Source organism: Dietzia sp. NPDC055343, from assembly GCF_053645265.1.
Window position 1 is genome coordinate 158276 of sequence record NZ_JBSHMJ010000004.1, and the last position, 23316, is coordinate 181591.

20 protein-coding genes, 2 tRNA genes and 1 pseudogene are annotated in these 23316 nt (G+C 69.4%); 16 read left to right on the forward strand and 7 right to left on the reverse strand.

Annotated features, from left to right (window positions below; translation table 11 throughout):
• Window positions 1–100 precede the first annotated feature (100 nt).
• From ACWIE7_RS03520 to ACWIE7_RS03550, 7 genes are all read left to right on the forward strand, one after another.
• On the forward strand, window positions 101–670 hold the full coding sequence (locus ACWIE7_RS03520) for a single-stranded DNA-binding protein (protein ID WP_452099335.1): 570 nt from the start codon (window positions 101–103) through the stop codon (window positions 668–670).
• Between the two features lie 102 nt (window positions 671–772).
• Window positions 773–2446, forward strand: coding sequence for an energy-dependent translational throttle protein EttA (gene ettA, locus ACWIE7_RS03525; protein ID WP_452099337.1), 1674 nt, complete (start codon window positions 773–775; stop codon window positions 2444–2446).
• A 5-nt stretch (window positions 2447–2451) separates the two neighbouring features.
• Window positions 2452–2919 (forward strand): acyl-CoA thioesterase, encoded by a 468-nt coding sequence (locus tag ACWIE7_RS03530; RefSeq protein ID WP_454058208.1) that lies wholly within the window; start codon window positions 2452–2454, stop codon window positions 2917–2919.
• A 9-nt stretch (window positions 2920–2928) separates the two neighbouring features.
• Entirely contained in the window at window positions 2929–3390 is a 462-nt protein-coding gene (locus ACWIE7_RS03535; RefSeq protein WP_452099339.1) for an acyl-CoA thioesterase, read from the forward strand.
• Window positions 3387–3872 (forward strand): acyl-CoA thioesterase, encoded by a 486-nt coding sequence (locus ACWIE7_RS03540; protein ID WP_452099340.1) that lies wholly within the window; start codon window positions 3387–3389, stop codon window positions 3870–3872. Before ACWIE7_RS03535 ends, ACWIE7_RS03540 begins: the two co-directional genes overlap by 4 nt.
• A complete protein-coding gene (locus ACWIE7_RS03545) occupies window positions 3869–4552 on the forward strand; it encodes a hypothetical protein (protein WP_454058207.1) in 684 nt (227 codons plus the stop codon). The genes ACWIE7_RS03540 and ACWIE7_RS03545 overlap by 4 nt, the downstream gene beginning before the upstream one ends.
• A gap of 158 nt (window positions 4553–4710) precedes the next feature.
• Entirely contained in the window at window positions 4711–5775 is a 1065-nt protein-coding gene (locus tag ACWIE7_RS03550) for a site-specific DNA-methyltransferase (protein ID WP_454058206.1), read from the forward strand.
• Window positions 5776–5781: 6 nt separating this feature from the next.
• Here the strand turns inward: ACWIE7_RS03550 and ACWIE7_RS03555 are convergent, their stop codons facing one another.
• From ACWIE7_RS03555 to ACWIE7_RS03565, 3 genes are read right to left on the reverse strand one after another with little or no spacing between them, the layout of a single operon-like run.
• Window positions 5782–6525: an SDR family NAD(P)-dependent oxidoreductase gene (locus tag ACWIE7_RS03555; protein WP_452099343.1), complete on the reverse strand. Its 744-nt coding sequence runs from the start codon at window positions 6523–6525 to the stop codon at window positions 5782–5784.
• Between the two features lie 20 nt (window positions 6526–6545).
• Window positions 6546–8096: a glycoside hydrolase family 13 protein gene (locus tag ACWIE7_RS03560; RefSeq protein WP_454068598.1), complete on the reverse strand. Its 1551-nt coding sequence runs from the start codon at window positions 8094–8096 to the stop codon at window positions 6546–6548.
• A 35-nt stretch (window positions 8097–8131) separates the two neighbouring features.
• On the reverse strand, window positions 8132–8527 hold the full coding sequence (locus tag ACWIE7_RS03565; protein WP_344989529.1) for a globin: 396 nt from the start codon (window positions 8525–8527) through the stop codon (window positions 8132–8134).
• A 205-nt stretch (window positions 8528–8732) separates the two neighbouring features.
• Here ACWIE7_RS03565 and ACWIE7_RS03570 point away from each other — a divergent pair, with 205 nt between their 5' ends.
• Window positions 8733–9371 carry an HNH endonuclease gene (locus ACWIE7_RS03570; RefSeq protein WP_452099345.1) on the forward strand — a complete coding sequence of 213 codons (639 nt, stop codon included), beginning with the start codon at window positions 8733–8735 and terminating at the stop codon, window positions 9369–9371.
• 32 nt (window positions 9372–9403) lie between these two features.
• On the opposite strand, the gene pepN is transcribed toward ACWIE7_RS03570, so the two are convergent.
• Window positions 9404–12001 (reverse strand): aminopeptidase N, encoded by a 2598-nt coding sequence (gene pepN / locus ACWIE7_RS03575; RefSeq protein ID WP_454068599.1) that lies wholly within the window; start codon window positions 11999–12001, stop codon window positions 9404–9406.
• Window positions 12002–12111: 110 nt separating this feature from the next.
• Between pepN and ACWIE7_RS03580 the strand changes: the two genes are divergently transcribed.
• The 3 genes from ACWIE7_RS03580 to ACWIE7_RS03590 all read left to right on the forward strand — a co-directional run bounded on the left by ACWIE7_RS03580 (window position 12112) and on the right by ACWIE7_RS03590 (window position 14239).
• Window positions 12112–12738 (forward strand): mycothiol-dependent nitroreductase Rv2466c family protein, encoded by a 627-nt coding sequence (locus ACWIE7_RS03580; protein WP_452099347.1) that lies wholly within the window; start codon window positions 12112–12114, stop codon window positions 12736–12738.
• A 132-nt stretch (window positions 12739–12870) separates the two neighbouring features.
• Window positions 12871–13353 (forward strand): ribose-5-phosphate isomerase, encoded by a 483-nt coding sequence (locus ACWIE7_RS03585; protein ID WP_452099348.1) that lies wholly within the window; start codon window positions 12871–12873, stop codon window positions 13351–13353.
• A gap of 34 nt (window positions 13354–13387) precedes the next feature.
• Window positions 13388–14239 carry an Fpg/Nei family DNA glycosylase gene (locus ACWIE7_RS03590; RefSeq protein ID WP_452099349.1) on the forward strand — a complete coding sequence of 284 codons (852 nt, stop codon included), beginning with the start codon at window positions 13388–13390 and terminating at the stop codon, window positions 14237–14239.
• 44 nt (window positions 14240–14283) lie between these two features.
• Here the strand turns inward: ACWIE7_RS03590 and ACWIE7_RS03595 are convergent.
• Window positions 14284–14357: transfer RNA gene (locus ACWIE7_RS03595), tRNA-Gly, on the reverse strand.
• 200 nt (window positions 14358–14557) lie between these two features.
• Between ACWIE7_RS03595 and ACWIE7_RS03600 the strand changes: the two genes are divergently transcribed.
• From ACWIE7_RS03600 to clpX, 5 genes are all read left to right on the forward strand, one after another.
• Window positions 14558–14634 (forward strand) — tRNA-Pro (locus tag ACWIE7_RS03600).
• Between the two features lie 49 nt (window positions 14635–14683).
• On the forward strand, window positions 14684–16087 hold the full coding sequence (gene tig / locus ACWIE7_RS03605) for a trigger factor (RefSeq protein ID WP_454068600.1): 1404 nt from the start codon (window positions 14684–14686) through the stop codon (window positions 16085–16087).
• A 261-nt stretch (window positions 16088–16348) separates the two neighbouring features.
• Window positions 16349–16996, forward strand: a complete 648-nt coding sequence (locus ACWIE7_RS03610; RefSeq protein ID WP_454068601.1) for an ATP-dependent Clp protease proteolytic subunit — start codon at window positions 16349–16351, stop codon at window positions 16994–16996.
• A gap of 68 nt (window positions 16997–17064) precedes the next feature.
• A complete protein-coding gene (locus tag ACWIE7_RS03615; protein ID WP_452099351.1) occupies window positions 17065–17688 on the forward strand; it encodes an ATP-dependent Clp protease proteolytic subunit in 624 nt (207 codons plus the stop codon).
• 146 nt (window positions 17689–17834) lie between these two features.
• Window positions 17835–19103: an ATP-dependent Clp protease ATP-binding subunit ClpX gene (gene clpX / locus ACWIE7_RS03620; protein ID WP_454068602.1), complete on the forward strand. Its 1269-nt coding sequence runs from the start codon at window positions 17835–17837 to the stop codon at window positions 19101–19103.
• Between the two features lie 130 nt (window positions 19104–19233).
• On the opposite strand, the pseudogene ACWIE7_RS03625 reads toward clpX, so the two are convergent.
• Window positions 19234–20501 (reverse strand): annotated as a pseudogene (locus tag ACWIE7_RS03625) (benzoate/H(+) symporter BenE family transporter).
• A partial coding sequence (locus ACWIE7_RS03630; protein ID WP_454068603.1) for a LuxR C-terminal-related transcriptional regulator occupies window positions 20498–23316 on the reverse strand: 2819 nt, incomplete at its 5' end. The gene ACWIE7_RS03630 and the pseudogene ACWIE7_RS03625, both read right to left, overlap by 4 nt.

Consider the following 23316-nt stretch of genomic DNA (forward strand, 5'->3'; position numbering starts at 1 on the left):
CCACGAGCGGTGAGGGCAAGGGGTGACGACGACGACGTCGTGCACTGTTGCGGTCAGGTGGCCGGCGCCCGGTCGGTCCCGACGACACAGGAGAGTCCCCATGAACGAGACCCAGACGACCGTCCGCGGCACCATCATCACCGATCCCGTCACCCGGCGCGTGGGCGACGACGAGGTGTTCACATTCCGCGTCGCCAGCAACACCCGCTACCAGGACCGTAGCTCGGGGGAGTGGAAGACCGGCGGCACGCTGTACTTCTCCGCGAACTGCTGGGGCAAGCTCGCGCAACGCACCGCGGGGCGGCTGTTCAAGGGGGACGCGGTGCTCGTCCACGGGCGGCTGCTGACCAACGAGTACGAGCGCGAGGGGCGTGTGCAGCGGGACCTGGAGATGCGGGTCAGCGCGATCGGGCCGGACATGTCGCGCATGGACGTCTCGGCCCGACGATTCCGGTTCGGTCCGGTCGAGCCCGGGCCCGGCGGTCCTCAGGAGGATGGCGAAACCGGGGCGGATGCGATGTCGCTAGGATCGGTGTCGGGCGACGACGCGGACGGAGAGTCGTCCGGAGACACGGACGCGCTGGGTCTGCGCGGGCTGGACGCTGCCGCCCCGGACCTCTCGGAGGAGCGGTCCGAGATGGACGAGCTGGCAGCGGCCACACCCGCCTGACTCCGCTGTGCGAGCCGGGCCGCGGGCAGCCACGTAATATGGGGGTCGTGCCCGCGGCCCACCCGCGGCGATGAGAACTGTTTTCGCAGGTGAGAGGGTAGAATGGCCGAGTTTATTTACACCATGAAGAAGGTCCGCAAGGCGCACGGGGACAAGGTGATCCTCGACGACGTCACGATGGCCTTCTATCCCGGTGCGAAGATCGGCGTCGTGGGGCCGAACGGCGCCGGTAAGTCCTCCATCCTCAAGATCATGGCGGGGCTCGACCAGCCGTCCAACGGCGAGGCGTTCCTCGACCCGGAGGCCACCGTCGGCATCCTCATGCAGGAGCCGGTTCTCGACGAGTCCAAGACCGTCAAGGAGAACGTCGAGGACGGGCTCGGCGAGACGATGGTCAAGCTGCGCCGGTACAACGAGGTCGCCGAGGAGATGGCGACCAACTACACCGACGAGCTCATGGAGGAGATGGGCCAGCTCCAGGAGTACCTGGACGCCGTCGACGCCTGGGAGGTCGACTCGCAGATCGAGCAGGCCATGGACGCCCTTCGCTGCCCGCCCGGGGACTCGCCGGTCACCAACCTCTCCGGTGGCGAGATGCGCCGCGTGGCGCTGTGCAAGTTGCTGCTGAGCAAGCCCGACCTGCTGCTGCTCGACGAGCCCACCAACCACCTGGACGCCGAGTCCGTGCTCTGGCTGGAGCAGCACCTGGCCGCCTACCCGGGCGCCGTCATGGCCGTCACACACGACCGCTACTTCCTCGACCACGTCGCGCAGTGGATCTGTGAGGTCGACCGCGGCAAGCTGCACCCCTACGAGGGCAACTACTCCACCTACCTGGAGAAGAAGGCCGAGCGTCTGGAGGTCCAGGGCAAGAAGGACCAAAAGCTGCAGAAGCGCCTCAAGGCCGAGCTCGAGTGGGTTCGCTCCGGCGCCAAGGCCCGGCAGACCAAGTCCAAGGCCCGTCTGGCCAAGTACGAGGAGATGGCCGCGGAGGCGGAGAAGCACAGGAAGCTGGACTTCGAGGAGATCCAGATCCCCACGCCGCCGCGCCTGGGCAACGTCGTGGTCGAGGTCAACGACCTGAAGAAGGGCTTCGACGACCGCGTCCTGATCAAGGACCTGACCTTCACGTTGCCGCGCAACGGCATCGTCGGCGTCATCGGCCCGAACGGCGTCGGTAAGACCACGCTGTTCAAGACCATCGTGGGCCTCGAGGAGCCGGACGCCGGCACCGTGCGCATCGGCGACACGGTCAAGCTCAGCTACGTCGACCAGAACCGCGCCAACATCGACCCGGAGAAGTCGGTGTGGGAGGTCGTCTCCGAGGGCAACGACTTCATCGAGGTCGGCCAGAACGAGATGCCGTCGCGCGCGTACGTGAGCGCCTTCGGATTCAAGGGCCCGGACCAGCAGAAGAAGTCCGGCGTCCTGTCCGGTGGTGAGCGGAACCGCCTCAACCTGGCGCTGACCCTCAAGGTCGGCGGCAACCTGATCCTCCTGGACGAGCCGACTAACGACCTGGACACCGAGACGCTCGGCAGCCTCGAGAACGCGCTCGAGGACTTCCCCGGCTGCGCCGTCGTGATCTCGCACGACCGATGGTTCCTGGACCGCACCTGTACCCACATCCTCGCGTGGGAGGGCAACGTCGAAGAGGGCCAGTGGTACTGGTTCGAGGGCAACTTCGAGGGTTACGAGAAGAACAAGGTCGAGCGTCTCGGCGCGGACGCCGCACGCCCGAGCCGCGTCACCCACCGCAAGCTCACACGGGACTGAGCGCGATGAGTGCCCCCATCGCGGCCGACGCGGACGGAACGAACACGGCCGACGCCCCGGACGGGACGTCGGGTCCTGTGCACCGGGTCCGGATCCCGTTGCGTATCTCGGATTTTGTGGGGATGCACGTGAACAACGTGCGTTTCCAGGAGTTCTCGCAGGACGCCAGGCTCATGTGGTTCCGCGAGAAATTCGACGTCCCCGGCTCGCGCGTGCCGATCGCGTTGGCCCGGTGGATGGAGATCGACTTCCGGCGCGTCATCGGGATGGGCGTCCCGGAGGTGTGGGTGGACGTCCAGGTCCTGCGGGTGGGACGGACCTCGTTCACCATGCGGACCGCTATCGGCTCGGAGGACACGGGGCCCGAGCCGTGCGCGATCGTCGACACGGTTCTCGTGGTCGCGGCCGCTGACGAGGTCACGACAATGGAGATCACCCCCGAGGAGCGTCGTGCGCTCCTCGGGGCAGGCTAGGGGGCGGGTATGAGTACCGGCGACGAGGCGACCGACAACGGAGTCTTCCGCTGCACCCTGCAGGTGCGGTGGGCTGACTTCGACCAGTTCGGTCACGTCAACAACGTCAAGTACATCGAGTACGCGCAGGAGGCGCGGATCCTGTTCTCGCGCAGCCGCTTCAGCCCGTTCGGCCTGGGCAACCTCGCCCAGGTGGTGCGCCGGACCGAGATCGACCATCTTCGCCCGGTGCTCCGGGACTCCGCCACGGTTGACGTGGAGATCGAGGTCGTGCACGTCGGGACCTCCTCGTACCAGATCCGGCAGACGATCCTGGATGCCGCGGGCGACGTGTGCTGCACGTTGCACGTGGTGATGGTCGCCTACGACGTCGCCTCGTCGTCGTCCGTCGAGATCCCGGCCACGGTGCGCAACGTGCTCGAAGCGGCCCGGCAGCGGGCCGCGATCACCGAGAAGGAGTCGGCCGGATGAGCGAACAGCTCGTCTTCGACACCGGCGGACCGCTGGGCGTCTCGGGCGAGCCCGGCCGCATGGTCTACACCGCAGCGATGCCCGTCCGGTGGTCGGACCAGGATCTTTATCACCATGTCAACCACGCACGGATGATCACGCTCATCGAAGAAGCGCGCATTCCGTGGCTCTTCGAGGAGGGCACCCCCACGTCGACTCTCGCCGCGGGAGCGGTGATGACCGATCTCGCGGTGAAGTACCGCGGGCAGATCAAGCACGCCGATGGCCCGATCCGCGTGCGCATGTGGTGCGAGAAGGTCGGGGGAGCGCTGTTCGTGGCACGCCATGAGGTGCGCGGACGTCACACACCCGACTCCGAGCCCCCGTCGGTGGACTGCACGGCGAGGATCGCCGCGTTCGACCTGCAGACCCAGCGGCCCCGGCGGTTCACCCCGGCCGAGCGCGAACACCTACTGCGGTTCCATCACAAGGACCCCTCGTGACGGAGGCCGGTCCGCGAGACGGCATGATCCGTGTTCCCGCGCCCGCCGACCGCGACGACCTGCGTACCCTGCTGCGCCGGGTGCTCAGGCTGGACGAGGCGGCGGTCGTCCGGCTCACCACGGCCGGTGACGGACGGATGCGGGTGTGGGCGCGCACCCCGTTCGGGCCGCTGGTCGTGCGTGTACTCGCCGGGGACTGCCCCGGTGGTGACGTGGTGTGCGGCGCGGACCACCTTCTCACCGAGCTGGATCTCCTGCCCCGTGGGGACAGCGAAGGCCGGGTCGACCCCGGTTTGCCGCTGCTGTCCGCGTGGCAGGGGCTGCTGCCTCCGACGGACGGGTTCCAGTTGGTCGAGGACGTCCCCGCCCAGGTGCTGCTGGACCTCACCGAATCCGGCCGCACCGTGGCGCAGGAGAACGCCGGACCCGCCGGGCTGCCGCCGTCACTGCTCGACCAGGAGGCGCTCACGGTTCGCTCGGACGGCAGTAGTCCTCTGGGCATCGATATGCGAACCGTGTTCTCCCTGGTCATGTGTGGCTTCGTCCCCGAGCGGGGTGGCCGCGCCCCGGAGGGCGAGCCGGTCAGGGTCAGCGAGCGTGGGGCGTGGCTGCGCATCGACGCGCGCTACGGCACGGTGTACCGCCGCACCGACTCACTCACTCTCGAACCACTGAGATGACTCCGCAGGGGTTCTCGGTCGCCTGGCCGGGCCGGGGCGAGCCGTCGCCACCGGGCGCACACGGGCCCGCCCCGCGCCTCTGTGCTGCCCTCCCGGCGCAGGTAGGCGGCCCGACGGGCCGTTCTGCCGAACGATCCGCTGCACCGGCTCGGGGGGCCGTGCTCGTAGGCGACGGTGCTCGGCTCGCCGAGGCCGCCGGTGACCTACAGGAGCTCGGGCTGGGGCCGGTGGGCACCACCCAGCTGGCGTATCTCGACCCGCCCTATAACCGCGGCGGCAGCTTCAACGGTTATGACGACAACATGCCCCGGCACGAGTGGCTCGCCTACATCGAAGAACGCCTCGTCGTGGCGCGAGAACTCCTCGCCGAGACCGGGACCATCTGGGTGCACCTCGACGACGCGGAGGCGCATCGGGTGAGATGCCTGCTCGATGAGGTGTTCGGCGTCGAGGCGTTCATCGCCGACCTCACGGTGGAGAGCAACCCGAAGGGCCGCCAACTCGATCGATTCTTCGCCGGTTCCCACGACCGCCTGATGGTGTACGCGCGGAACCCGGAGAAGGTGGTACTGGACGGGGGGATCGCCGCCGCGGTCAACCCGGCGGACTTTCCGCACGTGGACTCCGACGGGGTGAACTTCCGGCTTCTGCCGCTACGAAACACCAACAAGCGCTTCAACCCGCTGACGACCCCCACCATGACGTACCCGCTCTACGGGGATCCGGAGACCGGTGCCGTCGCGGTGGATCCCGGGCCCGGAAAGGTCGAGATCCTGCCGGTGTTCGGCGACCTCACGCCGGCGGTGTGGCGTTGGTCCCGGGATCGCGCCGTCGAGCGCGTGGACGAGCTGGTGTGCCGGACGGTGCGAGGCCGCTCGGGCACACGCATCGACATCTATCAGCGGGACCGGCACGAGGTGGGTCGGATCAAGAAGCTCAAGACCATCTGGCTGTCCCAGGAGGTGGGTTCGACGGACACCGCCCGCGCCGAGTTGCGCGCGGCCGGCGTCGACGGCTTCCGCACCCCCAAGCCCGAGGCGCTGATGCGACGCATCATCGAACTGTCGACCAGGCCCGATGATCTGGTGGTGGACCTGTTCGCCGGGTCGGGCACGACCGCGGTCGCCGCCCGGGACCTCGGCAGGCGCTGGATCGTGGTCGAACGTAATCCGGACACGGTCCGCGACGTCGTCCTGCCGAGGCTCGGCCTCCAAGGATCATGACCGGGCTCAGCGGAGCATGACGCTGCCACCGTCCACCATCAGGGTCTGCCCCGTCATGTAGGAGGCATCCTCGGATGCGAGGAAAACGGCCACCCGGCCGATGTCGCCCTCCGGGTCACCGAACCGGCGCATGGGGGTGCCGGCGAGGAGCTTCTTCTCGATTCCCGGGTTGGCCTCGATGTAGCTCTCCACGCCTTCGGTGAGCGCCAGCGGCGAGATCACGTTGACGTTGATCCCGTCCCGGGCCCACTCGTTCGCCGCCACGCGGCTGATGGCACGGATCGCCTCCTTGGCCGCCGCGTACGAGCCCTGGGTGGGATGGCCGTTGATCCCGGCGCCGGAAGCGAAGTTGATCACCGACCCACCGCGCTCCGCCAGCTGGGCGTGCGCGGCCTTCATCAACCAGAACGTGGGGTAGAAACCGGTGTTGAACGACAGGTCGAGCATGTCCTGGGTCGTCTCCAACAGCGGGGCCTGCTGAGAGGCGTGCGCGTTGTTGACCAGGATGTCGACCCCGCCGAACTCCTCGACCGCGGCGGCGACGATCTTCTCGGCGTTCGCCTCGACCGAGATGTCGACACTCAGGAAGCGGACCTTCTCGCCGAGCTCGTCGACGAGCGCCGCGCCGGCTTCGTCGTTGATGTCCACGGCGAGGACGGAGGCGCCCTCCTTGACGAACGCGCGGGTGATGCCGCGGCCGATCCCGCCGGCCCCGCCGGTCACGATGGCGGTCTTGCCCGAAAGTCGCATCTCTCGATTCCTTCTTCGTCTCAGTTCCGGAGCCACACGGCGGTGTCCGGTGGCAGGTGGTCCCCGTCGAGCGGTCCCGAGGACAGGACCACATCGCCGGTCGGAAGTGGCACCGATCGACGGGATGTGTTGATCATGCACACGACCGGGCCGTCTTCGCGCCGGAATTCCAGACACCCGTCAAGTTTCCTGGTCCAGTGCACATCGGGTGTGGTCGGGGCGGGCCAGGAGTGGCGGATCCGGATGGCCTTCCGGTACAGCGCCAGCGTCGAGTCGGGGTCGGAGTCCTGGGCCGCGACGGTGAGACCCGCCCAGGTCTCGGGCATCGGCAGCCACGTCTCGTCGGCGGCGGAGAAACCGTAGGGCGGACGCAGCCCGGCCCAGGGCAGCGGCACGCGGCAGTGATCGCGTCCCAGCTCGGCGTGGCCGGTGCGTTCCCAGGTCGGGTCGGTGAGGCGGTCGTGCGGGATCGAGAAGTCGCTGGGCAACCCGAGTTCGGCACCGTTGTAGACGAACGCGATGCCGGGCAGTGCCAGCGTGACCAACAGCATCGCGCGGGCCCGGGAGAGCCCCACGTCGCCGTTGCCGTAGCGGGTCACCTCGCGCACGACATCGTGGTTGGACAGTGCCCACGTCGGGGCCGCCCCGGAAGCACGCGCGGCCTCGAGGCCGGAGTCGATAGCCGTGCGGATGGCATCGGCCTCGAACGGCGCGTCGGTGAGGGCGAAGTGGAAGGCGAAGTGCAGTTCGTCGGACCGGAGGTAGCGGGCGAACCTCTCGACTGGGCCGACCCACACCTCGCCGAACGCGGCGGTGCCGGGGTACTCGTCGAGGACGCGACGGATGTGGCGGTGCACGTCGTGGACGCCGGGGCGGTCCCAGCGGGCGTCACGGGCGTCGACGACGAGCTGGGCGATCTCCAGATCGTCGGGCAGGTCCGCGAGTTCCGCCGGTTTGGCGAGTCCGTGGGCCACATCGATCCGGAACCCGTCCACCCCCAGATCCAGCCAGAACCGCAGAGTGCGCTCGAGGTCGTCGGCGACCTCCGGGTTCGACCAGTCCAGATCCGGCTGCTGCGGGGCGAACAGGTGAAGGTACCACTGCCCGGGCGTGCCATCCTGATCGGTCACGCGGGTCCAGGCCGGCCCCCCGAAGACTGACGGCCAGTTGTTGGGCGGTTGCGTGCCGTCCTCTCCTCGGCCGTCGCGGAAGATGTAGCGGGATCGCTCGGGGCTACCCGGTCCGGCGGCGAGCGCCTCGATGAACCAGGGGTGCTCGGAGCTGGTGTGGTTCGGCACCAGGTCCATGATGAGGACCATCCGCCTGGAGTGCAGGGCATCGACGAGGCGGCCCAGCGTGTCGACGTCGCCGAACAACGGGTCGACGTCACGGGGATCGGAGACGTCGTAGCCGTGGTCGACGCCGGGGGAGCGCATGATCGGCGAGAACCACACGCCGTCCACGCCCAGGGACTCGAGGTGGCCGATGCGGTCGATGACGCCCTGCAGGTCACCGACACCGTCGCCATCCGAGTCGGCGAATGACCGTGGGTAGATCTGGTAGAGAACCATCTCCTCCCACGGACGCGGCGCGTGGGGCCCGGGATTCATGCGATGTCGGGGCTGTTGACCAGCATTGCGGCGGCCCGCGTGAGGTAGTCGACCAGCGCCGCGCGGTGCTCGTCATCCAGTGTCTCGCTGTCGATGGTGTCGACCGCGGCCATCATGTGCTTCAGCCAGGTGTCGTGCGCGGTCCGGTCGATCACGTAGGGGTGGTGCCGCATCCGTAGCCGCGGGTGCCCGCGCTGCTCGGAGTAGGTGGTGGGCCCGCCCCAGTACTGCTCGAGGAACATTCGAAGTCGGTCCTCGGCGGGTCCGAGATCCTCCTCCGGGTACATCGCCCGGAACTCCGGATCTTCTCCCACGCCCCGGTAGAACTCGTGGACCAACTTGCGGAAGGTCTCCGCGCCGCCGACCTCGTCATAGAACGTGCTGCTGCTCATGGGCTCCATTGTCCAGATCGGGAGCGGAACGGGGGCCGGACGTCCGTCACGGGTGTGGGGCGTCCGGGGGCGGGCTCCTCCGGATCTCCGACGCATTAGTCGTACGAAGAGTTCACCGAAGGTGCATCATCGTTGCAGGCGAGGTTCATCGCGGGCCCGGTCGACCATGGTGCACTGGGCTCGAAGAGACGAGCGGAGACCACACATGGGCACTGCAGTGCGCGAGAACTCGGAGTACCGACAACGGGTGTCACGACGCCCCGGCCGGCTCGAACCCGTGCCCGATGCCCGCTCCGAACCCTCCGCGCGCGCCCGGCCGGTCACGCTCGCGGCGGCCCCTCGTGTCCTCCTGCTGAACGCGAGCTACGAGGCGCTCACCGCGCTGCCGGCCCGTCGCGCGGTCGTGATGCTGATCGGCGGCAAGGCCGATGTGGTCCATGACCACCCGACCGAGGTCGTGGTCCGATCCGTGGAGACGTCGGTGAAGGTGCCCTCGGTGATCCGGCTTCGCGAGTACGTCCGGATCCCGTACCACGCGCAGATCCCCATGACGCGCGCGGCGCTCATGCACCGGGACTCACACCGCTGCGGGTACTGCAACGCCCGCGCCACCACGATCGACCATGTGATCCCGCGTAGTCGGGGCGGGGCACACGGCTGGGAGAACTGCGTGGCCTCGTGTGCGCCGTGCAACCACCGCAAGGCCGACAAACTGCTCTCGGAACTCGGCTGGGAACTGCGGGCGCCGCTGGTCGCACCTCGCGGTCGTACCTGGCGGCTGGTGTCCCAGTTGCGGGAGATCGGCCCCCACTGGGAGGACTACCTCTACCTCGACGCCGCCTGATCCCCGCGGCGTCCGACGGCCCCGGGGCCGGGTCAGTCGGACTCGGCGGTGTCGACCGTGCGCGCTGCCAGGGCCCGGGTCATGTCGGCGGACTGCTCGGCGATGATGCGGCGTAACGCGGCCGGCTTCGTCGCATCGGCGATCACCGACTCGAACCGTGCGACGGTCTGGGTGTCCACGGCCCACGACGGGAAGATCCCCTCGGCGACGGTCTGCGCGAGATCGCCCGGGCGTGCGGCCCACAGTGTGGTCACGTCCTCGAGATAGCGCTCGCACAGCCCGGACAGCAGGTGTTCGTGCCCGGGCAGGTCGATGCCGAGCAGCGTCGCGCGCACGATCGCATTACTCGGGGCGTCGGCGCCGGTCGCCAGCAGCAGCTGCTCGGCCTCCTCCTTGGCCCCGACGGTGGGCCGGGCGGCGCGCGCCGTGGCGGCCCGTCGGGCGCCACCTGCGGTGTCATCGGCCGCGAGTTCGGCATCGATCCGCTCGGAGTCCTCTGCTCCCGCGGCCACCAGCGCGGTGAGCGCGGTCCACCGCAGGTCCGTGTCCACGACGAGACCGGGCAGTCCCGCCTCGTCGGCACCGGCGTCGAGGAGTGTCTCCAGAGCCCGGCACTGGTCGGCCCCGATGGGACAGGCGCACAGTGCGGTGAGGAACGCGAGCTGATGGTCTGACCCCGGCTCGGCGGCCCGGGCGGCCTCGAGCATCGCGCGGGAGAAGGTCTTCCAGCCGGTGGCCGCGGCCCAGTCGGGGTCGGCGTAGCGGGCCAGTGCGGTCTGCGCCTGCGTGAGCACCCGCTGCACCACGCCGATGTGAGGTTCGCGCGGCGCGGCACGAGAGACCACCTCGACGAACCTGCGCGCCGGCAGTCGTGCCTCCCGGGTCATCTCCCACAGCGCCGACCAGCACAGCGTGCGGGCCAGGGAATCGGAGATGTCCTCCAGCGAGTCGAGGACGGTGGCCACCGAGCGATCGTCGAGGCGGACGGAGCAGTACGTGAGGTCGTCGTCGTTGGGCAGGATCAGGTCGGGGACGGGCTGGCCGGCGAGGTCGCCCACGACCGTGCGCTCGTCGTGGATATCCAGCTCGGCGCGGGCGGTACGAACCAACTCGCCGGAGTCATTACGGCTGTAGAGGCCGACGCCCAGCCGGTGTGTGCGCAGCTCCCCGGCGCCGGGGGCGGCCGGGCTCTGGAGCACGGCGAGCTCGGTGATGGCGCTGCCGGAGTGGGCGACCTCCACCGAGATCGGGTTGATGCCGGTCGTGCGCAGCCACTGGTCGGCCCAGCCGGAGAGGTCGCGACCGGAGGACTTCTCGAGCGCCGACAGGAGGTCGTCGAACTGGGCGTTACCGAAGGCGTGTTCGGTGAAGTACGTGCGGAGGCCGGTGAGGAACGGCTCGCGACCCACGTACGCCACCAGTTGCTTGAGTACCGAGGCGCCCTTGGCGTAGGTGATGCCGTCGAAGTTGGCCTCGACCGTCTCCAGGTCCGTCATGTCGGCGGCCACCGGGTGGGTGGACGGCAGCTGGTCCTGGCGGTACGCCCACGACTTCTCGACGTTGGCGAAGGTGGTCCAGGCGTCCGTGTACTGCGTGGCGTCGACCTGGGCGAGCACCGAGGCGAAGGTGGCGAACGACTCGTTGAGCCACAGGTCGTCCCACCAGCGCATGGTCACGAGATTGCCGAACCACATGTGGGCCATCTCGTGCAGCAGTGTCTCGTTGCGGCGTTCGTAGCGGTAGCCGGTGACCCGGGACCGGAACACGTAGTCCTCGAGGAACGTCACCGCGCCGGAGTTCTCCATGGCGCCGGCGTTGAACTCGGGCACGAAGATCTGGTCGTACTTGCCGAACGCGTACGGCAGTCCGAACTCGCGGTGATAGAAGCCGAAGCCCTCCTTGGTCTCCGCGAACAGTCGCTCGGAGTCGAGGTGTTCGGCCAGCGACGCCCGGCACAGCAGCCGTAGAGGGATGGTTCCGTGCTCGTCGCGGTAGGAGTCCTCCACCACGTGGTACGGGCCCGCGATGAGCGCCACCAGATAGGTCGACATGACGTCGGTGGGCGCGAAGTGGTGCACGACGCCGCCGCCGTCGGCCGGCGACTGCTCGGCCGCGGTGTTGGTCACGACGACCCAGTTCTCGGGCGCGGTGACCGTCAGCGTGTAGCGGGCCTTGAGGTCCGGCTGGTCGAAGCAGGAGAAGACCCGCTTGGCATCCGCCGTCTCGAACTGCGAGTAGAGGTAGACCTCGCCGTCGGCCGGGTCGACCATCCGGTGCAGACCCTCACCGGTGGTCGTGTACTTCAGATCCGCATCGACGACGAGTTCGTTCGAGGCCTGCAGGTCCGGGAGCGTGAGGCCCACCTCGTCGTCGTAGTTGTTCCCCTCCCCGGCCGGGAACAGTTCCCGGCCGTTCAGTACCGCCGACCGGATCACCGCGGAGCGCAGGTCGATGAACGTCTCGGCACCCGGTCGGTTGCAGGAGAACCGCACCACGGTGCGCGAACGGAACCGGTCCGATCCCGGGCCGCCGTGCCCGTCGGTCAGGTCGACCTCCACCTCGTACGACTCGACGGAGAGCAGCTCCGAGCGGGCGGCGGCGTCGGCGCGGGTGAGGTTGAGCGAGCGCATGGTGGGGATCCTCGGTTCCTTCGGAAGACGGCTACGGCATCAGGTCTACCACTCGCCCCCGAACGAAACCGGTGGTGGCGGCGACCGGGGTGGACGGGGAAGATGGGGTCATGACCACCAGCACGCAGTCCGCGCCCGTCTCCGTCGACTTCTGGTTCGACCCGCTGTGCCCCTTCGCCTGGGTGACCAGTCGGTGGATCCTCGAGGTGGAGAAGGTCCGCGACATCACGCTGACCTGGAACGTGATGAGCCTGTCCGTCCTCAACGATGGACGCGACCTGCCCGAGGACTACCTGGAGAAGATGAAGCTCGGCTGGGGCCCGGTGCGGGTGGCGATCGCCGCCGCGAAGCGCCACGGCCAGGGGGTTCTCGGAACGCTCTACACCGAGCTCGGCACCCGCATCCACGACCAGGGCCGGGGGATCGGGGACCCGGCCGTGATCGCCGAGGCGCTCGAGGCGGCCGGCCTGGACGCCGACCTCGCCGTCGCGGCGGGGACCGACGAGTACGACGACGAGCTGCGCGCCTCGCACCACAGGGGAATGGACCCGGTCGGCGACGAGGTCGGTACCCCGGTCCTGCACGTCGACGGAACGGCCTTCTTCGGCCCGGTGCTCACGCGCATCCCGCGTGGCGAGGAGGCCGGCCGGGTCTTCGATGGCGCCGCGCTGCTCGCCGACTTCCCGTACTTCTTCGAGCTCAAGCGCAGCCGCACCGAGGACCCGCGGTTCGACTGAGCGGGTCCGGCGTGATCTCGGGGGAGGACCTGCTCGCCGGGGACACTGGCTATCGGCCTCCGACCCTGAGTGCACCGGGCGTCGCCTCCACCGCGCGTTCCCGGCACGGCAGCACGTGGCAGAATCTTCCGCATGCGCATCTACCTGGGAGCGGACCACGCCGGCTTCGAGACCAAGAACGCCATCGCCGAGCATCTGAACGCCTCCGGGCACGAGGTGATCGACTGTGGCGCCCACATCTACGACGCCGAGGATGATTACCCGGCCTTCTGCATCGACGCCGCCGCCAAGGTCGTCGCCGACCCCGGCAGTCTCGGCATCGTGCTGGGCGGCTCCGGCAACGGTGAGCAGATCGCCGCGAACAAGGTGCCCGGCGCCCGCTGCGCTCTGGCCTGGAGCGTCGAGACCGCTCGACTGGCCCGCGAGCACAACAACGCGCAGCTGATCGGCCTCGGTGGCCGCATGCACTCCCGCGAGGAGGCGCTCGCGATCGTCGATGCGTTCCTCGACCAGGAGTGGTCCGGGGTCGAGCGCCACCAGCGCCGCATCGATATCCTCGCCGAGTACGAGCGCACCGGGGTCGCTCCCGAGGTCCCGTCCGCGCCCGGAGCCTGAGGCACGGAGACAGAGAACCGGAACCCGATACACCGTGCCCGAGGGGCATACCCTCCACCGACTGGCCCGCCTGCACACCCGGTACTTCGCAGGCGGGCCCGTCCGTGTGTCCAGCCCACAAGGGCGGTTCGTCGACCATGTCGTCGTCGACGGACGGTACTTCGACCACGCCACGGCGACGGGCAAGCACCTCTTCCACCACTACGAGGGTGGCCTGGCGGTACACATCCACCTGGGCCTCTACGGCTTCTTCGACACCCACCTCGTCGAGGACGGGGCCGAGCCGCCCGCGCCTGTCGGGCAGGTGCGGATGCGCGTCGGTGGGTCGGGGGAGGCAGCTAGGGGCGGCCCGGCCCACGTCGTGGACCTGCGGGGCCCCACGAGGTGTGAGGTGGTCGACGACGACGGCGTCGCCGACGTCCGCGACCGGCTGGGCCCCGACCCGCTCGACCCCGACGCCGACCCGGAGCGGGCGTGGGCGCGGATCCGCCGCAGCTCCCGCCCGATCGGCGCGCTGCTGATGGACCAGAAAGTCCTGGCCGGTGTCGGCAACGTCTACCGCGCTGAAGTGCTGTTCCGTGCGGGCATCGACCCGTTCCGGCCGGGCACCGCGATGCGCGAGGCCGAGTTCCGTGCGATGTGGGACGACCTCGTGGCCCTCATGGCGGTGGGCGTCGACACCGGCGCGATCCACACGATCCGTGACGAACACGACCACGGGGACCTGCCGCGGCGCGGAACCGACCGGCCGCGGAACTACGTCTATCAGCGCGACGGCTGGGAGTGCCGGGTCTGCGGGACAGAGATCGCGCTGCAGACGATGGAGGCCCGCACGCTGTTCTGGTGTCCCACCTGTCAGGCGGGGCGGGGGAGCGCGTCCAGATGACGGATGCCCCGCGCGGTCGGCGATCGACCGGGCGGGGCATCGTGTGGAGCGGGTGACGGGAATCGAACCCGCGTATTCTGCTTGGAAGGCAGAGGCTTTACCATTAAGCTACACCCGCATCGGCGGCGTGACCTGGTGTTTCATCCCCGGTCCCGCGCGTGCTCCGCCAACACTACCGGACGGTCGCGAAGCCCCCAACTCCCGGGCCGCGAACTCGGAATCGGCGCCACGTCGGGCCTGTCGTACACTGGGAGAGTTGGTTTAACGGCCCGGCAGGTTTCCCGCGCGCGACGTGGGGTGGCCGGCCGCGCGACTCACCGGGATGTGGCGCAGCTTGGTAGCGCATCCGCTTTGGGAGCGGAGGGTCGCAGGTTCGAATCCTGTCATCCCGACCAGCGGAGAACGACGTACGAATCCCCGAAGACTTTCTAGGAGAACATCACCGTGAAGAGCACTGTCGAGCAGCTGAACCCGACCCGGGTCAAGGTCACCGTCGAGGTGCCGTTCGCGGAGCTCGAGCCGGACTTCGACAAGGCGTACAAGGCGCTCGCAGGTCAGGTCAACATCCCCGGTTTCCGTAAGGGCAAGGCCCCGGCCAAGCTCCTGGAGTCGCGGATCGGCCGCCCGGCCGTCCTCGAGCAGGTCATCAACGACATGATCCCCGCCCGCTACTCGGCGGCCATCGAGGAGCACGACCTCAAGGTCCTGGCGCAGCCGGAGATCGAGGTCACCAAGCTGGAGGACAACGACGTCGTGGAGTTCACGGCCGAGGTCGACGTCCGCCCGGAGATCACCCTGCCGAAGTACGAGGAGCTCGAGGTCACCGTCGAGGCGCCCGTGGCCGACGACAGCGCGGTCGACACCGAGCTGGACAACCTGCGCGCCCGGTTCGGCACCCTCAAGGGTGTCGAGCGTGGCGCCGAGGAGGGTGACTTCCTGTCGGTCGACCTGGCCGCAACCGTCGACGGCGAGGCCGTCGAGGAGGCCTCCACCGAGGGGCTGTCCTACGAGCTCGGTTCCGGCACGCTCGTCGAGGGACTCGACGACGCCGCGAAGGGCCTCAAGGCCGGCGAGTCCAAGGAGTTCCCCTCCTCGCTCGTCGCCGGTGAGTTCGCCGGCAAGGAGGCGCTCATCACCGTCACCGTGCAGTCCGTCAAGGAGCGCGAGCTGCCCGAGGCCGACGACGAGTTCGCCCAGATGGCGAGCGAGTTCGACACCCTCGAGGAGCTGCGCGCCGACCTGGTGGAGAAGGTCGCCCAGCAGGCAAAGGCCGGCCTGGCCGGGGAGATCCGCGACAAGGTGCTCGACGCCCTGATCGAGGCCACCGAGGTCCCGACCCCCGAGGCCGTCGTCGACGCCGAGGCCCACGCCCAGATGCACCAGCTGGTCGACCAGTTCGGTGGCGACACCGCGATCCTCGACCAGGCCCTGGCCGCCGAGGGCACCGACCGCGAGACCTTCGAGTCCGAGACCCGTGAGGGTGCCGCCCGCGCGATCCGCAGCCAGCTCCTGCTGGACGCGGTGGCCGAGGAGGCCTCGACCGAGGTCTCGCAGGAGGAGCTCACCCAGCACATCCTGTTCCAGGCGCAGCGCTACGGCATGGACCCGAACCAGTTCGTCCAGCAGATCCAGCAGGCCGGCCAGCTCGGCTCGCTGTTCGCCGACGTGCGTCGTTCCAAGGCCCTGGCCGATGTGATCGAGAAGGTCACGGTCAAGGACACCGAGGGCAACGCCGTCGACACCAGCGAGTTCTTCGGCACCGGCGAGGACGCCGAGGCCGAGTCGACCGAGGCTGCCGCCGAGTCCACCGACGAGCAGGCCTCTGACGAGCAGGCCTCCGAGGACTGACATCCGCCGGACGGGCCCGAGTGATCGGGGCCCGTCCCGTGCCGACGGCCGGCCACCGCGAGACGGTGGTCGGCCGTCGGCTATTTGGTCGGGTCCCCGGGGGAGGGCAGCCGGGTCGGGTCGACGCTGAGAGCGAACACCCGCCCCGGCGGGACGGTTCCGTCGGTGTAGTTGGTTAGTGTTTGACGTAACGGTTTCCCGGCCACCGGCCGGCCGGGCGCCGCGGTAGCGGCGAAGACGATGAGCGAAGGTAGGTTCCCCGTGGCACAGAACGGTTCAGCGGTTACGCCCGGTTCGACTCCGACACAGCCCGCCCTCAACTCCCCGGGTTCGCACGGGCTCACCCTCGGCGACTCGGTGTACGAGCGCCTCCTGCAGGAGCGGATCATCTTCCTCGGCTCCCAGGTGGATGACGACATCGCCAACCGGCTGTGCGCGCAGATCCTCCTGCTGGCCGCCGAGGATCCCACCCGTGACATCGCGATGTACATCAACTCGCCGGGAGGCTCGGTCACGGCCGGCATGGCGATCTACGACACGATGCAGTTCGTCGAGTGTGACGTCGCCACGTACGGCATGGGCCTCGCCGCCTCGATGGGCCAGTTCCTGCTGGCCGCCGGGGCCAAGGGCAAGCGCTACGCCCTGCCGCACGCCAAGATCATGATGCACCAGCCCTCCGCCGGTGTCGGTGGCTCCGCGGCCGACATCGCGATCCAGGCCGAGCAGTTCGCCGCCACCAAGCGGGAGATGGCCGAGCTCATCGCGCAGCACACGGGCCAGACCTTCGAGCAGGTCACCGAGGACTCCGATCGCGACCGGTGGTTCACCGCGCGGGAGGCCAAGGAGTACGGCTTCGTCGACCACGTCATCGCGCGTGCGTCGCAGTCCGGCGGAACCTCCCCGTCGTGATCGATCCCGCTCCCCGCGGGTCCGTTCCCGCCGTCCGCCCATTCCAGACCACGACCACGGAGTCCCAGATGACCTCAATGCCGTCCTCCCGGTACATCCTTCCGTCCTTCGTCGAGCACTCCAGCTACGGCGTCAAGGAGTCCAACCCGTACAACAAGCTCTTCGAGGAGCGCATCATCTTCCTGGGCACCCAGGTCGACGACGCCTCGGCGAACGACATCATGGCCCAGCTGCTGGTCCTGGAGGGCCAGGACCCGGACCGTGACATCACGATGTACATCAACTCGCCGGGTGGCTCGTTCACCTCGCTGATGGCGATCTACGACACGATGCAGTACGTCCGGCCGGACGTCGTGACGGTCTGCCTGGGCCAGGCGGCCTCCGCCGCCGCTGTCCTGCTCGCCGCCGGTACGCCGGGCAAGCGCGCCGCCCTGCCGAACGCGCGCATCCTGATCCACCAGCCCGCCACCGGCGGCATGCAGGGCCAGGTCTCGGACCTCGAGATCCAGGCCGCCGAGATCGAGCGCATGCGTCGTCTCATGGAGACCACGCTGGCCCGCCACACCGGACGTGATGCCGATCAGGTCCGCAAGGACACCGATCGCGACAAGATCCTCACCGCCGAGGAGGCCAAGGAGTACGGGATCATCGACACCGTCTTCGACTACCGCAAGCTGTCGGCGACCAACTGAGGCGGTGACGGCGCGCCGCTACGGGTAGCGGCGCGCCGTCGGGTGCAATGAACTGACCGCGCAGGGGTCGGCTTTTCGATCCGCTGCGCGTACCGTCGACTTGGGGGCGTGCATCGGCGCCCCTGGATTGCGAGGACGTAGAACTCATGGCACGTGTGGGTGAGAGCGGCGACCTGTTGAAGTGCTCCTTCTGTGGGAAGAGTCAGAAGCAGGTCAAGAAGCTGATCGCCGGTCCCGGGGTCTACATCTGCGACGAGTGCATCGAGCTGTGCAACGAGATCATCGAATCCGAGGTCGAGGACGCGCAGGAGTCCGGCCTGGAGGAGCTGCCCAAGCCGGCGGAGATCCATTCGTTCCTCGACGAGTACGTGGTGGGGCAGGATGCCGCCAAGCGGAACCTGGCCGTGGCCGTCTACAACCATTACAAGCGCATCCGCGTGGGGGCGACCATCGGCCGTGGGGACAGCGTCGAGTTGGCCAAGTCCAACATCCTGATGCTTGGCCCCACGGGCTGTGGCAAGACGTACCTCGCGCAGACGCTGGCCAAGATGCTCAACGTTCCGTTCGCGATCGCCGACGCCACCGCGCTGACGGAGGCCGGCTACGTGGGCGAGGATGTCGAGAACATCCTCCTCAAGCTCATCCAGGCCGCGGACTACGACACCAAGCGCGCCGAGATGGGCATCATCTACATCGACGAGGTCGACAAGATCGCCCGCAAGGCCGAGAACCCGTCGATCACCCGTGATGTGTCCGGTGAAGGCGTCCAGCAGGCGCTGCTGAAGATCCTCGAGGGCACGCAGGCCTCTGTGCCGCCGCAGGGCGGTCGCAAGCACCCGCACCAGGAGTTCATCCAGATCGACACGTCCAACGTGTTGTTCATCGTGGCCGGAGCGTTCCAGGGGCTGGAGAAGATCGTCGGCGACCGTGTGGGCCGCAAGGGCCTGGGTTTCGGAGCCGAGGTCGCGAGCAAGAACGAACTCGACACCACGGCCAACTTCTCCGAGGTCATGCCGGAGGACCTGGTCAAGTTCGGGCTCATCCCGGAGTTCATCGGCCGGTTGCCGGTGGTCGCCACCGTCACGAGCCTGGACCGCGAGGCGCTCGTCAACATCCTCGCCGAGCCCAAGAACGCGCTGGTCAAGCAGTACGCCCGGCTGTTCGAGATGGACGGCGTCGAGCTCGAGTTCACCCAGGACGCACTCGAGGCCGTGGCCGATCAGGCGATCCTGCGCGGCACCGGTGCCCGCGGCCTGCGCGCGATCATGGAGGAGGTCCTCCTCCCGGTGATGTACGACATCCCCGGTCGCGACGATGTGGCCCGCGTCGTGGTCAGTGGCGAGACGGTCCGAGACAACGTCCTGCCCACCATCGTGCCGGTCTCCGACGAGGAGCCGCGCGAGAGGTCCGCGTAGTCAGCCGCGCGTCACACACCAGCGACCCCAGGCCGTCCCGCATCGCGGGGCGGCCTGGGTCATTTCCGGATTGTCCCCCGGGGAGCGTAGACGGCCGGCATCCCCGAACAGCCCGTCCCGCGGCAGGCCGTCAGGACATCGAACGGCGTTCGAGCAGTGCGGTCACGAGAATGCCCAGGACGATGCCCCAGAACGGCGCCGAGATGCCCATCAGAGAGACGTCGGCGACGGTCACCTGGAAGCAGACGAGGGGCCGAGCGCGCGCTTGGTCCGGAACGCGGTGATGAACGCCCCCTGGAGTGGGGCGAGCACCGCCAGCCCGCCGAGGGCCGCGATGAACGCGGCGGGGGTGCCCAGGATGAGCCCGACGAACGCCGGCGAGAGGATGCCCACGACCAGCGCCAGCGCGCCGTTCGCGATCGCGGCCGCGTAGTGGCGCTCGCGCTCGCCGGAGGACACGAGCAACGCGTTGGTCGGGCCGGTCAGGCATGTGGAGACGGCGCCGATGGAGGCGACCAGAAGCGACCACACGCCGGAGGCGGTGGCACACGCGGACACCGGCGGGTGATGGCCGCGGCCGCGCAGGACGGCGATGCCCTGGCCGTTCTGCACCACCAGCACGGTGATGGCGAGCGGGACCACCAGTTCGGTGATCGCGCGGAGGGTGAACTCGGGTGCCTGGAACACGGGGGCTGCCACGAGGCCTCCGTCGAGTACCCCGCGGGACAGGCCGCCGGTCAGGACCACGGCGATGATCCCGGCGACCATCGCCGCGAGGATCGGGGGGAAGACCCGGGCGAGCCGAGGTACTGCGCCGACGACGACGAAGGCCATCGCCATCGGCAGGGCCACGGTCAGGGAGGTCCACACGGCGTCGACCAGTCCGAGCCCGAACTGGAGGAAGACACCGGCGACCATCGCCATGATGATCGGCATGGGGATCCAGTCCATGAGCCGTCGGGCGAGCCCTGACAGGCCGACCGCCACGATCAGCAGACCCGTCACCACGTATGCGCCGAGGACCTCGGACCAGCCCAGGTGTCCGAGGGAGTTTCCGACGATCACGGTGCCGGGGATGGTCCAGAAGAACGCGAGCGGGGTGCGGTAGACCCAGCTCATGAGGATCGTGAGCAGTCCGTTGGCGAAGAACACGCCGAAGATCCACGACGACAGCTGCGCGGGGGAGAGTCCGCCCTGGGCGCCTGCGGTGAGGATGACCGCCACGGGGCCGGTCGCGGAGAAGATGAGCGCGATGAGGGCGTTGGCGAACTCGCGGGGGCCGAGATCGGTGAGGACCTGACGGGGCGAGGGCCGGCCGGGCGGGGCGTCCGGGTCGTTCTCCCCGGTGGACACACCGGTGGGGGTTCCGGGCGTGCGGACGTCGGGGCGGTTACTCATTGGTCTCCCGGGGGGTCGGGTCTGAAGGGCTCGGCGTTGCGCGAGACGTAGACCGCGAGTTCGGTCCGGCCGCTGATGCCGAGCTTCGAGTAGATGCGGGTCAGGTGGTACTGCACGGTCTTGACGGACAGGAACAGTTCCTCGGCGGCCTGGGCGTTGGTGCGGCCGTCCGCCACTAGCGTTGCCACGGCCCGCTCCTGAGGGGTCAGCGTGCTGTTCCCGCCGGTGCGGGTGACGTCCACGCCACCGGCGCGGCGTTCGCGGTCGCACCGCTCCACGTATGCGCGGGCGCCGAGCTGCTCGTAGATGTCGCGGGCGGTACCCAGCGCCAGGTGCGCCTCACGACGTCGTCCCGCCCGGCGCAGGGTCTGCCCATAGCCGAAGTGCATGCGCGCCGAGTAGTAGGGCATCGCCAGGCCGTCGAGGTGCTCGAGGCTGCGCCGGAAGATCCGATTGCACTCGTCGACGTCCCCACGTACCGCGGCGATGCGGGCGCGGACGGCGCCGAGACGGGCGAGGGTGGAGCGGTGCCCCTGGGCCTCGGCCCGGGATTCCGAGGGGCCGATGAGCCCCTCGGCCTCGTCCAGCCTGCCGCCCAGCACGAGGGCGTGGGCGTACAGGTCGTGCCAGGGCCAGAACCCGGGCTGATCGATGTCCATCGCATGGGACAGCGAGACGATCGGCTCGGCGGCCAGCCGGACGGACGTGTAGTCGCCGCTCGCGGCGGCCACCTGCATGCGGGCCATCGCAGACGGGATGATCTGCATGGGGTAGGCGTCGCTGCTGGTGGTTAGGCTGCGCAGGTGGGCGGCGGCCCCGAGGTGGTCGCCGCGCATCGAGCGGATGACGGCGCCGGACCAGTGGATGACAGGGGCGAGCAGATCCAGTTCCAGATCATCGACTCGTCGGGCGGCGGTATCGACCACCCGCAGGGCGTCGTCCCACTCCCCGCGGATCGTGAGCGTCCGGGCGAGCCATGCTTGGGCGAAAAGCGAAATGCGGGCCGAGCCGGAGACATCGGCGGTCGGGACGGCCGAGCCGAGGTGCCGGCGGGCGGTCTCGAGATCGTCGCGGGCCAGGGCGATCCAGCCTGTCGCCATCTCGAAGCGCTGGGCCACGGCCGGGGCGAGCCCGGCCAGCCGGTCATCGATCGCGGGGCCGGTATAGGTCCCGCCGTCGATCGCACTGCCCAGCAGTTCGACGGCGCGGGCCTCCTCGATCTCGGGGCGGTCCCGGGCGGGGCTGGAGATGACCACCGCCGCCCAGTGCCGGATCCGGTCGGGACGCCATTCGCACAGTGAGTGGACGACGTACTTCTGCGCGAGTGCGAGCGCGACGGACGGCTCTGCCGGTGCGTGCGGGTCCTTGTCCGCACCGGCGGTGAGGGCGCGGCCCAGCTGGGCCTCTGCCTCACGGGCGTGGCCGAGATGCAGAGCGAGCGACCCCAGGACGGCGTCGCGCCGAGCGTTCTTGCGTACCCGCTCGAGTGCGTGGGACAGGGCGCGGGCCTCGCTGATCCGCCCGGAGTTGATGAGCGCGTCGATTCCGTCGACGTGCAGCTCGCGTGCGGCATCGGCATCTGGATTGAGCGCCGCAGCGGTGAGGAAAGCCCGGCCCGCGTCGCTCCAGTGGCCGGCGCGGGCGTGCTCGAGCGCGCGGATGCGCAGGTTCTCGGACAGGTCCGGGTCCGGCCCGGTCGACGCCGACGCGCGGTGGTCCAGCGCCGCGTCTGTGTCGTGGAGCTGTTCGGCCACGCCGGCTGCCAGTGTGTGTAGTTCCAGCAGGAGGCTCGGCGCGAGGCTGCGCAGCACCGACGTGCGCAGGAGGGGCGAGCGGAAGAGGATCCCGGCGGCACCTGGGGACAGGTCCATCCGCATCAGGCCGGCCTCGTGGGCGGCGTCGAGCGCGGACGAGACCACGGCCTCGTTCGGGGTGCTCCCCGTCCGCGCGGTGATGAGGGCGGCCAGGGAGGTGAGCGTGACCGGCGGCGCGAGCACCGCGGCGGCCTCCAGTACAGCGCGCTGGTCGGGGTCCATATCGGCGAGCAGCGCGACGGTCTCCCGCTCGACGGAGGCGGGTAGGGGAGGCACGGAGAACGGGGACCCCCACCACGAGTCGGGGGCCTCGTCGACCACCGTCGCCACCGCTCCCGCCTCGCCACCGGTGAACTCGAGCAGTTGACGGGCCGCGGCGGCGGAGGGTTCCCGGCCTGTCCGGGTGGCCACCAGTTCGCGGATCTCGGACTGATCGAGTGGGCCCAGGCGCACCGTCTCCCGGGCGAGCTGTGCGCACAGCGTCGCGGACGGGCCGCGGGCGGGGCTTCCGAGGGTGACGACGAGCAGCACCGGGGTCGGGCCGGCCGCCTCCAGTGCCGAGGCGAGCACCCGCAGGGAGTCGGGATCGCAGTACTCGGCATCGTCGATCACGATGACCGTGCCGGGACCGGCGGCGGTGAGAGCGCGCGCCAGGGCGTCGACAAGGACGGCGAATCCGCCAGGCGCGCCCCCGGGTGCGTCACCGGGCGAGTCGGACTCCGGCTGCTCGGTGGCAGGGGGATCGAAGCCGGGCTCGGGCCGACGCGGCAGATCGGCCTCCGGCCGTGGCAGCCGGTCCAGGACGCGGGCCGCCACCACCCATCGCGCGTCTTTCTCCCACGGCAGAGCCCGGACCAGCACCGCGGTGATGCCGGTCAGCTGGACGAGCACGGAGTCGACGAGATGACTCTTGCCGCCGCCGTCGGTGGCGGACACCACGACGATCGAGGAGGTCGAGCGCGCCACCGCGCCGTGGATCGCCCGGAGACGGTCCACGGCGC